The organism is Cetobacterium sp., from assembly GCF_048470075.1.
Classification (GTDB): domain Bacteria; phylum Fusobacteriota; class Fusobacteriia; order Fusobacteriales; family Fusobacteriaceae; genus Cetobacterium_A.
The window spans coordinates 1-12,172 of sequence record NZ_DBGBQB010000082.1; the positions used below are offsets into that span (position 1 = coordinate 1).

The 12,172-nt window shown below is 30.7% G+C and carries 11 protein-coding genes; 4 read left to right on the plus strand and 7 right to left on the minus strand.

Annotation, left to right across the window (positions count from 1 at the left end; all coding sequences use genetic code 11):
• Positions 1 to 8: 8 nt before the first annotated feature.
• Positions 9 to 698, minus strand: coding sequence for a FadR/GntR family transcriptional regulator (locus ACMOUI_RS03120; protein WP_418964288.1), 690 nt, complete (start codon positions 696 to 698; stop codon positions 9 to 11).
• Positions 699 to 881: 183 nt separating this feature from the next.
• On the opposite strand from ACMOUI_RS03120, the gene dcuC reads away from it, so the two are divergent.
• Together dcuC and ACMOUI_RS03130 are read left to right on the plus strand one after the other, a co-directional pair.
• A complete protein-coding gene (gene dcuC, locus ACMOUI_RS03125) occupies positions 882 to 2,252 on the plus strand; it encodes a C4-dicarboxylate transporter DcuC (RefSeq protein ID WP_418964289.1) in 1,371 nt (456 codons plus the stop codon).
• Between the two features lie 53 nt (positions 2,253 to 2,305).
• Positions 2,306 to 3,475, plus strand: a complete 1,170-nt coding sequence (locus ACMOUI_RS03130; RefSeq protein WP_418964290.1) for a MalY/PatB family protein — start codon at positions 2,306 to 2,308, stop codon at positions 3,473 to 3,475.
• Positions 3,476 to 3,536: 61 nt separating this feature from the next.
• Here ACMOUI_RS03130 and ACMOUI_RS03135 read toward each other — a convergent pair whose 3' ends face one another.
• Positions 3,537 to 4,214: an SIMPL domain-containing protein gene (locus ACMOUI_RS03135; protein WP_418964291.1), complete on the minus strand. Its 678-nt coding sequence runs from the start codon at positions 4,212 to 4,214 to the stop codon at positions 3,537 to 3,539.
• Positions 4,215 to 4,223: 9 nt separating this feature from the next.
• The gene (locus ACMOUI_RS03140; protein ID WP_418964292.1) at positions 4,224 to 4,802 is read right to left on the minus strand and encodes a nitroreductase family protein; all 579 of its coding nucleotides are present in this window, start codon (positions 4,800 to 4,802) and stop codon (positions 4,224 to 4,226) included.
• 159 nt (positions 4,803 to 4,961) lie between these two features.
• On the opposite strand from ACMOUI_RS03140, the gene ACMOUI_RS03145 reads away from it, so the two are divergent.
• Together ACMOUI_RS03145 and ACMOUI_RS03150 are read left to right on the plus strand one after the other, a co-directional pair.
• A complete protein-coding gene (locus ACMOUI_RS03145; protein ID WP_418964293.1) occupies positions 4,962 to 7,472 on the plus strand; it encodes an AMP-binding protein in 2,511 nt (836 codons plus the stop codon).
• Between the two features lie 125 nt (positions 7,473 to 7,597).
• On the plus strand, positions 7,598 to 10,060 hold the full coding sequence (locus tag ACMOUI_RS03150) for an AMP-binding protein (protein WP_418964294.1): 2,463 nt from the start codon (positions 7,598 to 7,600) through the stop codon (positions 10,058 to 10,060).
• A 46-nt stretch (positions 10,061 to 10,106) separates the two neighbouring features.
• Here the strand turns inward: ACMOUI_RS03150 and ACMOUI_RS03155 are convergent, their stop codons facing one another.
• From ACMOUI_RS03155 to ACMOUI_RS03170, 4 genes are all read right to left on the minus strand, one after another.
• Positions 10,107 to 10,451 (minus strand): histidine triad nucleotide-binding protein, encoded by a 345-nt coding sequence (locus ACMOUI_RS03155; protein WP_418964295.1) that lies wholly within the window; start codon positions 10,449 to 10,451, stop codon positions 10,107 to 10,109.
• A 26-nt stretch (positions 10,452 to 10,477) separates the two neighbouring features.
• Positions 10,478 to 10,906, minus strand: coding sequence for a ribose 5-phosphate isomerase B (gene rpiB, locus ACMOUI_RS03160; RefSeq protein ID WP_418964296.1), 429 nt, complete (start codon positions 10,904 to 10,906; stop codon positions 10,478 to 10,480).
• Positions 10,907 to 10,940: 34 nt separating this feature from the next.
• The gene (locus ACMOUI_RS03165) at positions 10,941 to 11,426 is read right to left on the minus strand and encodes an FKBP-type peptidyl-prolyl cis-trans isomerase (protein WP_418964297.1); all 486 of its coding nucleotides are present in this window, start codon (positions 11,424 to 11,426) and stop codon (positions 10,941 to 10,943) included.
• Positions 11,427 to 11,521: 95 nt separating this feature from the next.
• Positions 11,522 to 12,115, minus strand: a complete 594-nt coding sequence (locus ACMOUI_RS03170; RefSeq protein ID WP_418964298.1) for a DJ-1/PfpI family protein — start codon at positions 12,113 to 12,115, stop codon at positions 11,522 to 11,524.
• Between the last annotated feature and the right edge of the window lie 57 nt (positions 12,116 to 12,172).

The following is a 12,172-nucleotide window of genomic DNA, read 5'->3' on the forward strand; positions in this document are numbered from 1 at the left end:
GTTATAAACTATAATTTATTTTTTAAATGTTTAAGAAGAAGTTCTGAAGCTCGATTTCCATCTCTATTTTTAAGTGCTAAATATATATCAGTGTGTGTGGATTGTCTAGTGCCATCAATCACTTTTATTTTAAACACTTCAGGAATATAACTTTTTTTAATAGATTGAATAATAACAGGTAATAATCTTTCAATAATTGGATTTTTAGTAAGTTTACATATTAAAGTATGAAAATTAATATCTAAAACGTAGAAATCTGTTATTAATTTTTCTGAAGGAGTAGAGAGTGCAAGAGTTTCATCTAATTTCTCCATCTCTAAAGCAATTTTTCCCAGAGCCTCAATCTCCTCATCACTAGCTCTTTCCACTATTAGTTTACAAGCGTAAGGTTCAAAAATTTCTCTTGTTTCATAAATATAATCATTAAGGTTTTCAATATTTAGAAAATTAAATCCCAATGGATCTTCCGATATTCCAGGTAAATTACAAACAAAAGTCCCTTTTCCCCTATGAATTTCTAAAACTCCTTTTGAAACTAATATTTTTATAGCTTCTCTCAAAGTGCTTCGACTGACATTAAATTTATCCATTAATATTTGCTCATTTGGAATTTGTTGTTCAGGAATTAAATTTCCTAAGACAATGTCATTTTCTATGAGAGTAGCGATCTCTTTGGGTAAGGTTCTTACTATTTTCATCAAAAAACTCCTTTATACTGAGATTGTTTTAATAATCTTAGTATAGAATAAAAAATTTAAAAAGTCAAACTTGATAAAAATTAAATATGAAGCAATAAAAAAATTTGACAAAATTAAAAAGCGAGGGTATATTCGAGATATGACGTATGACGTCATATCTATTTTTGAAAAAGGGAGGATTAGATGAATGATGTTTTGTATGTTTTGTTAACAATTGTAGTAATAGGTGTAACTGGTGTAATGATTATTAAAAAAGTGGATTCAAAATTAGTTTTTTTCTTTATAGGAACATGTGCATTATTATTTATAACGATAGTTACTCAAGAATCAGTTCTTGGAAAACAAACCACAGGGAATATCTATCTCGATGTGGTAGATGTCATCAGAGTTAAATTCATCGATACAATAAAAGGAACAGGAATAAGACTTATGGTCATAGCAGGTTATGTGATGTTGATGAATCAGATAAAAGCTTCTAATGTACTGGCGGCAATGGTGGGAAAGATTCTTATAAAATTGAGAAGTCCATATTTAATATTGGGAGGAGTATTTATTATGGGTTCTATTTTAAAAATTTTTATAACTAGTCAAATCTCATTAGGATTATTATTCATAACGACACTTTTTCCAATATTGATTCAATTAGGAATAACTAAGGTTAGTGCGGCGGCAGTTTTGATAACAGTGGGGATGCTTGATATGGGTCCCAATGATAGCTCTGCAATATTTGGGGCTGAGGTGATGAAAATAGCACCAATGGATTATTTTCTTAGTTATGAAGGTCGAGTAGGTGCTGTAGTTATAGTCGTTATGGCAATATTTTACAGTGTATATTTTAAATATTTAGATAAAAAGGAGTTTGTAGAAAAAAATATTGAAATAGAAAATATAAAAAATATATCTCCAAGAGACCATGGAGTTCCACTATTTTATGGGTTATTTCCGTTAATACCTTTAATTTTAGTGGTGATAACTAGTTTTCAAAAAAGTTTGAAAGTTGATATTATTACAGCTAATTTAATTGGTTTTTTCATTGTATTTTTTAGTGATTTATTGGTGACAAAGGATGTAAAAAAAATAGGAGAAAATCTAAAAAAGGTATTTGAATGGATGGGACAATATTTTACAAATGTTGTTGTAATCATAGTGGCAGCAGGAGTTTTTGCCGAAGCTATTAAGCAGTTAAAAGGTATAACTATTTTAGCAGGTTGGTTTGCTACTCTATCAGGAGCAACACTTATAGTAGCTTTTGCACTTAGTTTAATAGTATTTGGGACAGCTATGCTCACAGGAAGCGGAAATGCTCCGTGGTTTGCCTTTGGAATTTTAACCCCAGATATAGCTGCAACACTGGGAACACAAACAGCAACATTAGCAATACCTATGCACCTTGCTGGAGGAATAGGAAGATCTATATCCCCATTTAATGGAGGAGTGATAGCGATAAGTGGAGTTGCAGAAGTGGAAATTAAAGACGTAATTAAAAGAAATCTAATTCCAGTAATAGTTGCTTATTCGCTAAATGTAATTACAGCGTATATATTCTTTAAATAAGTTATTATAGATTTTACTAAAAGATTTATATAAAGAGAAAAGGAGGAATTAAAATGAAACATAATTTTGATGAGATTATTGATAGGAGAGATTCAGAGTGTAAAAAATATGAAAGAGCAGTTTATCCTGAGGATGTAATTCCAATGTGGATAGCGGATACAGACTTTGCTGTTCCCAAGGAGATATCAAATGCAATTATAAAACGTGCTCAGCATCCATGTTTTGGATATCCAATAGAGAGTTTTGAATTTGAAAAATCAGCTCAACGTTGGGAAAAAACTCGTTTTAATTGGGATATAGAGCCAGAATGGGTAAAATATGCCAATGGAGTGCTACCATTTTTAATGTATGCGATTCGTGCGTTATCCTATCCAGGAGATGAGGTCATTATTCAACCACCTGTTTATCCACCATTTTCTGCAATAGTGAAAAATAATGGAAGACAACTTATAAATAACGCTTTAGTGCAAGATGAGAATGGGAAATATCAAATAGATTTTATAGATCTTGAAAAAAAATTAAAAAGCCCAAGAGCAAAATTATTATTTCTTTCAAATCCACATAATCCTACAATGCGTAGTTTTACTTTAGAGGAGCTTACTAAAATAGGTGAGTTATGTCTAAAATACAGTGTTATTGTAATTTCAGATGAAATTCATTGTGATTTGGTGTATAAGGGTCATAAGCATATTCCATTTGGTTCAATAAATGAGAAATTTGCAAATATTAGTATGGTATTAATAAATCCTAGTAAAACATTTAATACGGCTGGATTTAGAACGGGAGCAGCAATTATACCAAATGAAGTGATGCGTAAGAATATTCAAATAATAATAGAGGATAATAAAAACTATGGAAGAACAATTTTTGGAATGTTAACATTCATAACTGCATACACAGAATGTGACTATTATGCAGATGAATTAATGGAGTATTTAGAAGAGAATCGTGATTACCTATTAAATTTTATAAAAAGAAATATTCCAAAAATAAAAATTTCAGAGCCAGAAGCAACTTATTTAATGTGGTTAGATTTTAGAGAGTTTAATATGTCTCAATCAGAGTTAAAGAGTTTTTTATTTGAAAAAGCTAAATTGGGATTAAATGATGGAGCAACTTTTGGAGAAGAGGGAAAAGGATTTATGAGATTGAATATAGCTTGTCCTAAATCCACTTTGGTAAAAGCGTTGGATAATCTAAAAAAAGCAGTGGATTCTCTATAAAAAAGTAATTTTATTTTATAAATAATAAAAAAATCCCCCCATCAATTTTGGGGGGATATGTTTATTTTTCCATATAGAAAACAACATTCATACTAGCTGTTACATCAACATCATTTGGAACTGTAAGTGGAATTGGTGCATCATCAGCTTTTACAGCACTATTTAGCATGAAAGATATAGGTCTAGGCATAGAGTAGTTTAGATCAATATTTTTAGGAGATATTTTAAAATTATCTATCTCAGCAATTAAACTAGCCTTAGCTTTGGCATTTTCATAAGCTAACTTATAAGCCTTATCTTCAAGCTCCTTTCTATCAGCAATAAAAAAGTTAATTTCACCTATATTGTTTACTCCGCCATTGTTAAGAGCAGTTAGAACAGTACCAGCTTTTTCTAAGTCTTTACTTGTTATCATAAGTTGATTTCTAACGTAATATTTCATCTCACCATCTTTGGCATTGTAATCATTTCTATAGTTTAAAGAGTAGTTTTCTGTCTTTATATCACTCTCTTTTAATCCAGCTTTTTTTAATAACTCCATAGCATTATTTATGATAGTTGTATTTTCATTTATAGCAGTTTGTGAATTTTTATTTATTGTTTCAACAGTGGCAACTATATTAAACGTATCTGGTTTTCCTGAGACAGACCCTGTACCAGTGACTGATATAGTAGGGGTTTCATTAGATAGAGCTATAGCTGAAGTTAAGATAAATAAAGTTCCAAATAGTTTTTTCATAAAATCCTCCTAGAATTTTTTTAAAATTAGGGTATCTAGAGAAAGTTTAGGTACATAATGTATATTTTTCTCCACATCTCTATGATACTTTAAATCATCAAGATTTCCTTTTGTTAAAACAACTTTATCTGTAGGTTTTCCTAGAGCAACCAGTATTTGAGGAGCATACATCTCCATATCTAAATCAAGAGTTTTAGAGACATCTAGCTTATTAAAAGCACCAATTAAACATCCGCCAAGACCTAGCTCAGTTGCCTTCAAAAGAATATTTTGACATGCAATTCCAATATCAATACCAAGGGTAACAGGCGATAGAGGATTTTCCTTTAAAGTACTGACAAGTATATAGGCTTTAGGACTATCTTCCAAAGTTGGACTCCAAGGAATAGCGCCAGCCCAAGCAGTGTGAGGGAAAATTTTGTGACATAGATTTTGTGAATTAACAAGTGTGTATCGAAGAGTTTGACTATTTCTAGCAGATCCCCCCAGGTGAGCAGCATTAATTAGATTTTCTAAAGTTTCCATTTCAATTTCAGTGGAATCGAAAGTTCTGTGAGACCGAGTTTTGATTAAAAGTTCATTTAACATAAGCTAACCTCCTCAATTATTTTAAGTCAATACTACTTTATAAACATTAAAAAGTCAACATGTTAAGAGGAAAAAGTAGACAATTAGTGTAAGTTATTATAAAATAGTTTATTATAGGATAAGTTATTATTGTTTTTAAATCAGGGAGGGAAATATTTGATGAATTTTGTATATGATAGAAAAAAAACGGCAGTGATCTATAAAGATAGAGAGTATTCATACTATGAAGTTATAAAGATGGCAAAAATATACTCAGGACTATTGGATATAGAAAAAGAGGATAGAGTAGTTGTATATATGGAGAATAGACCTGAATATATGGGTGCTGTATTGGGAATATGGGATAAAAAGGGAACTTGTACAAATTTGGATGCAAGTTATAATGAAGAACAGTTAATGTATGTATTTAATGATTCTTATCCTAAGTATATAATCACGTCCAATGAGAGTGTGGAGATTGTAAAAAAAGCTAAAGATGACTCTAAATCAGATGTAGTTATATTAAATGTTGATGAAATAGACACTACACAAGAGATTGAAATGGAAAATGTAGGAGTTGAATGTTTAGAAAAAGATGCTGTGGCAGTTATGCTATATACATCTGGAACAACTGGAAATCCCAAGGGAGTAATGTTGACATTTGATAATATAATGTCAAATATAGACGCAATAGAGGAGATAAAAATGGTTACGCCAGAGGATAGACTATTGGCAATACTACCATTTCATCACATATTACCACTATCTTTTACAGTGTTAATGCCCTTGAAATTTGGGTGTTTAGTTGTTATTTTAGAGGAGTTATCATCTGATGCTATAAAAAGAAATTTAGCAAAATATAAAATAACGATTGTTATAGGAGTACCTAGAGTTTGGGAGATGTTCCATAAAGGAATTATGGGTAAAATAAAGGAAAGTGCTATTAGCTATAAACTATTTAATATCTGTAAATCCTTAAATATAATACCTTTAAATAAAATTATATTTAAAAAGATACAGGATGCGTTTGGAGGAAATATAAAGTTTTTAGTTTCTGGAGGAGCAAAATTAGATAAGGAGATATGTGAAGATTTTAATACCTTTGGATTTAAAATGTTAGAGGGGTATGGGCTTACAGAAACATCACCAATTATAACGTTTAATAGATTAAATAACATAATTCCTGGAACAGTTGGAACACCACTTCCAGGAATAAAGGTGAAACTTGAAGAGGATGGAGAGATTGTTGTAAAGGGTAGAAATGTAATGAAAGGTTACTATAATAAACCAGAGTCTACAGCTGAGGCGATAGATAGTGATGGATGGTTCCATACAGGGGATTTAGGGCAGTTCGATGGAGATCATCTAAAGATAATTGGAAGAAAAAAAGAGATGATAGTTTTATCCAATGGTAAAAATATCAACCCATCAGATATAGAGGCTGATATTATGAAAGGGACAGATCTGATTCAAGAGGTTGCCATAACTGAGGATGAAAAGCGTTTAATAGCTATTATATATCCAAATTTTAAAGTGTTAGAAGAGAAAAAAATAGCTAATGGAAAAGAAGCTATAAAGTGGGAAGTTATTGATAAGTATAATGTAACTGCTCCAAAATATAGAAAGATATTGGATATAGTTATAGTAAAAGAGGAGTTACCTAAGACAAAATTGGGTAAACTTAGAAGATTTATGTTAAAAGATATTTTAAAAGGCGTAACTTTAAATAGAGATAATTCTGAGGAAATTGTGGAAAAAGAGGTTGTTGAAAAAAGAGTTTCAACGTCAAAAGAACTAAATACTCAGGAGTTTAAAGCAATATCTAAGTTCATAAAAACTTTACATGATGAGATTGAAATAATACCTGAATCTCATTTGGAGATTGATTTAGGGTTAGACTCATTAGATGTGGTAGAGATTATAGCGTTTATCCAAAATACATTTGGAGTTGATATTTCGGAAGAGGATTTCTCAAGAATAAAAACTGTTGAAGCTCTATGTCAATATGTAAGAGAAAAAGGTGGTAATTTTGAAGAAAAAGAGGTAAACTGGAAAAAAATATTTGATGAACCAGTTGATTTAAAGATGCCTACTTCAAAATATGTTGTTCCAATAATAACTGTGTTAAAACCAGTGTTTAGTTGGTATATAAAGTTAAAGAAAAATACAGTTAAATTAGATAATACATCACCTGTTATATATATAGGAAATCATCAAAGTATGCTAGATGCCTTTGCTTTTGGACAAACTTTACCAAAAGATATGCTGAAAAATACATATTTCCTAGCTATAACTATACATTTTGAGGGTAAAGTAAAAAAATATCTGGCAGATAATGGAAATGTTATTTTAATAGATGTCAATAAAAACTTAAAAGAAACTTTAAAAATTGCTGCTAAAGTTCTAAAAGAGGGGAAAAATTTAGTTATATTCCCTGAGGGTGCAAGAACAAGAGATGGAGAGTTACAAGAGTTTAAAAAGACATTTGCTATTCTATCTAAAGAGTTGAACATACCAGTAGTACCTTTTGCTATAAAGGGAGCTTATGAGCTTATGCCTTATGGAAAAGGAATGCCTAAATCTGGTGAGATGAGTATTACAATGTTAGATAAAATTCTCCCTGAAAATAAGTCAGTGGAAGAGATTGTAAGTAGCACTAGAAATGCTATTGAAAAGAGTATAAATAACTAAAATTTGGAGCTGGCATATAAAATATGCCAGCTTTTTAAATGGGTCATCATATTGAAATAATAACACAAGTATGTTATAATCACTTAGTGATTAAAAAAACACCTGTAATAATTTGGGAGGAAAAATTGGAATTTGTAAAAAATCATAATAAAACAGCAATATTTTATGAGGGGAAGGAATATTCGTATAAAGAGTTAATTGCTGGAGCTAAAGAGTATGCTTCTCTTTTAAATTTAACAACAGAGGAAAAAGCAGTGATTTTTATGGAAAATAGACCAGAGTTACTATATGCTTTTTTAGGAATTTGGGATAAAAAAGGGACATGTGTATGTTTAGATGCAGCCTCAAAAGTCTCAGAATTCAAATATTTTATTGAGGATTGTATCCCTAAATATATATTTGTTTCAAATGGAACTTATAAAGTGGCAAAAGAAGCTGTTGATTTATCAGGAATAGCAACAATAATTTTAAATGTTGATGAGATTGATTTATCAAATGCGGATAAAGAGGGGATAATTTATGCTCCAGATAGAGAGGCAGTGGCACTGATTCTATATACGTCAGGAACAACTGGTAGTCCAAAAGGGGTAATGTTAACATTTGATAATATTTTAGTAAATATAGAGGGATTAAATAAATATAAGATGTATCAATCGACAGATAGAGTTTTAGCACTATTACCAATGCATCATATATTTCCACTTTTAGGATCTGGAATAGTTCCTTTACAACAGGGAGCAACTATTGCATTTTTAAAGGAGCTATCATCTCAAGCAATGGTGGAGGCACTTAAAAATTATAGAATAACTATGATGATTGGAGTGCCAAGACTTTGGGAAATGCTTCATAAAAAAATAATGGAAAAAATAAACTCAAACAAAGTTGTAAAAACTCTATTTAAACTATGTGAAAGAGTTGATAATAAAGAGTTGAGCAAAAAGATATTTAAAAAAGTTCATGAGGGATTTGGAGGAAATATAAGATTTTTTGTATCTGGAGGGTCAAAATTAAATCCAGAGGTTTCAAGAGATTTCAAAACTTTAGGAATAGATGTTTGTGAGGGATATGGATTGACAGAGACAGCTCCAATGATATCATTCACTCCAATAAATGAGGTTGTGCCGGGATCAGCTGGAAAAATAATGGATGGAGTACAAGTAAAGATAGCTGAAGATGGTGAGATTTTGTCAAAAGGTAGAAATTTGATGAAAGGATACTATAATAAACCTGAAGCTACAGCTGAAGTTATAGACTCAGAAGGATGGTTTCACACAGGGGACCTAGGTGAACTAAAAAATGGGTATCTTTTTGTAACTGGAAGAAAAAAAGAGATGATAGTTTTATCCAATGGTAAAAATATAAATCCAGTGGAGATAGAGCAGTATATACTGTCAAAAACAGACCTGATAGAGGAGATGGTCGTAATAGAGTATAACTCTTTATTGACAGCAGTTATATATCCAAATTTTGCAAAAGTAAAGGAGCATAGGGTTACAAATATAGTTGAAACATTAAAAACAGGAGTGATAGATAAATATAATGGTTCAACACAAAACTATAAGAAAATTTTAGATTTAAAAATAGTGCAGCAAGAATTACCTAAAACAAAGATTGGAAAAATTAGAAGATTTATGGTACCAGATCTTTTAGAAGGAAAGATAGAGGAGGAGAGAGAGGAAAATATTCCAAAATTTAAGGAGTATAAGGCAGTCTCTGAATATTTAAGTAGTTTAAAGGGTAAAAAAGTGGTATCGACAGCACATTTAGAACTAGATTTAGGATTGGATTCTTTGGATTTAGTTGAATTTATAGCTTTTGTTGAAAGTAGCTTTGGAGTTACATTGACAGAGGAGATTTTAACAGAGAATCCAACTGTTATAAAAATTTCTGAATATCTAAAGGAAAATGCAACAAGTTTAGAGGTAAAAGATGTAGACTGGAAAAAGATATTAGAAAAGGATAATTTTGAAGGTATGCCAAAATCTAACTCTATAGGAAAAATAATAAAAGCCTTATTTAAACCTGTTTTCTCTATGTACATAAAAATAGAAAAAGAGGGAATAGAGAACTCTAAGGTAACAAGACCAACGGTATTTGTTGGAAACCATCAGAGTTTCTTAGATGGATTTATAATAACTCAAAGTATGGATAATAAAACCTTAGACAATACATATTTCTTAGCGAAGGTAGCTCACTTCAAAAAAGGAGTTATGAACTATTTAGGAGAGAATTCAAATATAATCTTGATTGATATCAATAGAAATCTGGCTGAGACATTACAATGTGCAGCAACTGCTTTAAGAGAGGGGAAAAATATTGTGATATTCCCTGAAGGGACAAGAAGTAGAGATGGAGAGATGAGAGAGTTTAAAAAATTCTATGGAATATTGGCTAAAGAGTTAAATGCAGATGTAGTTCCATTTGGAATAAAAGGGGCATTTGAGTTATTCCCAGCTCATAAAAAAATGCCACAAAGAGGAACTGTAAAAATAAAGTTCTTTCCAAAAGTTGAGTGTAATAAGTTATCAGTAGATGAAATTGTAGCAGAAAACTTTACAGTGATTAAAGAGTGGATAGATAAGAGATAAAAGAATAAAAGAAAAGGTTGCCAAAAGGCAACCTTTTTAATTACTATTATATTGATAACATAGGACCAAGATGTTGACCACCTAATAAGTGGAAATGTAGATGGAATACCTCTTGTCCACCATGAGAATTACAATTTGTAATCACTCTGTATCCATTTTCAGAGATATTAAAATCATTAGCGATATCTTTAATAGCTAGATACATAGCAGTTAAATACTCAGAATCCTCAGCAGAGATGTCATTTAAAGTTGGAATCTCCTTTTTAGGAACAACTAAAACATGAATTGGTGCTTGAGGATTGATATCTTTAAAAGCTATAACTTTATCATTTTCAAAAACGATAGAAGCTGGAATCTCTCTATTTATAATTTTAGTAAATATAGTAGCCATTTTATTTTACTCCTTTTAATAAAAGATTAAAGTTCTATAGCTTGGATTCTTGTTAAGTGTCTTCCACCTAGGAACTCAGTTTTTAAGAATTCATCTACAATCTCAAGAGCTAAAACATCTCCAGTCATTCTTGCACCAAGAGCAAGAATATTAGCATCGTTATGTTCTCTAGTAAGTTTAGCCATAGTAGTATTTGAACATAATGCGGCTCTTATACCTTTAAATCTGTTTGCTGCAATTGAAATACCAATCCCAGTACCACAGATAAGAATACCACAATCTGCCTCTTTATTTAGAATAGAGTTAGCCACAGCTTTTGCATAAACAGGATAATCAACTGATTCAGTAGAATAACACCCCTTATCTAAAACCTCAAAACCTCTATCTTCTAAATGTTTCTTAACAATCTCTTTTAAAGCAAATCCACCATGATCTGCACCTAAAGCTATTTTCATATGTATCTATACTCCTTAATTCTTATAGTAATAATTAATCTTCAAAACCGTGGAAGTGAGGATGTCCGTGCTCAATCTCCTCTTCAGTAGCTTCTCTAACATCAGCAACTTTAACTTCAAATCTTAAATCTTTACCAGCAAATGGATGGTTTCCATCGGCAGTAATAATTTCATCTTCAATTTTTGTGATTATGAATGATTGCTCAGAACCGTCATCCATATCAGCGATGAAATCAAGACCTTCATAGATATCATCAAATTCAACGAATTCAGATTTTTCCATATCAACGATTAAATCCTCATCGTATTCTCCGTATCCCTCTTCTGGAGTTAATTCAATAGTAGTAGTATATCCTTTTTCTTTTCCTTCTAAAGCTTCTTCAATAGCTGGAACAAAGTTTCCAAATCCGTGGATATAGAAAAATGGTCCCACATCTTGTGTGTCCTCTAAAAGTTCTCCGTTGTTTTTGTCGTAAACTTTAAATTCAAGTGTTACTACTTTTCCTTCTTCTATTTTCATATAAAACACCTCACTAAAATCCCTATACAAGATAGGGTTATTTGATACTTTAAAGCATAACATAAAATACAATAAATTTCATTAAAAATCTTAAATTATTTAAAAAATCCCATATTTTTTTTGACAACAATACAGTTTGCTCTATCAGTTAGAGTTTCCAATAGATAAAAAGCCACTTGGATAGCAGTGCTTGGACCAGAAGATGTAATAATATTATTCGATATAACAATATCTTTTTCAAGAGAGTTAGCACCATATTTTTCAAGTTGTTTAAAATACCTCTTGTTATCTAAAAGATATGTTGTTGCAGAAATATCTTTTAAAAAACCATGAATTCCAATAGCTAAAGCCCCTGTGCATATACCAATTACTATTTTTTTATTTAAAATAAAATGATTTAACAAGGATTTAAGAATTTCAGATTGAATATCATTAAAGTAACCCGCTTTGCCAAATCCACCAGGGATAATTAAGGAATCATACTCATCTAGATCAAGAGATACACTTGAAAGGTTAACTTCTGGGATAATTTTTAAATTCCAAGTGGCATAAATTTCATCATGAATAGCACAAATTGTGGGAAAAACTTTTTTATTCCCAACAATATTATTCCAGCCAAAAACATCAATAAATGGCGATAGTTCAAGACTTTCAAAGCCATTTGACACAAAAATTAAAATTTTTTTCATAAATTTTATATTTCCTTTCAAAAAATAGTTGACTTAATTTCCAAAAAGCTCTACAAT

Coding starts and splice junctions, on each gene's coding strand:
- ACMOUI_RS03140 (WP_418964292.1), bottom strand. CDS start 4,802: ATGTTAAATGAACTTTTAATCAAAACTCGGTCTCACAGAACTTTCGAT.
- ACMOUI_RS03170 (WP_418964298.1), bottom strand. CDS start 12,115: ATGAAAAAAATTTTAATTTTTGTGTCAAATGGCTTTGAAAGTCTTGAA.
- ACMOUI_RS03165 (WP_418964297.1), bottom strand. CDS start 11,426: ATGAAAATAGAAGAAGGAAAAGTAGTAACACTTGAATTTAAAGTTTAC.
- ACMOUI_RS03155 (WP_418964295.1), bottom strand. CDS start 10,451: ATGGCTACTATATTTACTAAAATTATAAATAGAGAGATTCCAGCTTCT.
- ACMOUI_RS03120 (WP_418964288.1), bottom strand. CDS start 698: ATGAAAATAGTAAGAACCTTACCCAAAGAGATCGCTACTCTCATAGAA.
- ACMOUI_RS03130 (WP_418964290.1), top strand. CDS start 2,306: ATGAAACATAATTTTGATGAGATTATTGATAGGAGAGATTCAGAGTGT.
- ACMOUI_RS03145 (WP_418964293.1), top strand. CDS start 4,962: ATGAATTTTGTATATGATAGAAAAAAAACGGCAGTGATCTATAAAGAT.
- dcuC (WP_418964289.1), top strand. CDS start 882: ATGAATGATGTTTTGTATGTTTTGTTAACAATTGTAGTAATAGGTGTA.
- ACMOUI_RS03135 (WP_418964291.1), bottom strand. CDS start 4,214: ATGAAAAAACTATTTGGAACTTTATTTATCTTAACTTCAGCTATAGCT.
- rpiB (WP_418964296.1), bottom strand. CDS start 10,906: ATGAAAATAGCTTTAGGTGCAGATCATGGTGGATTTGCTTTAAAAGAG.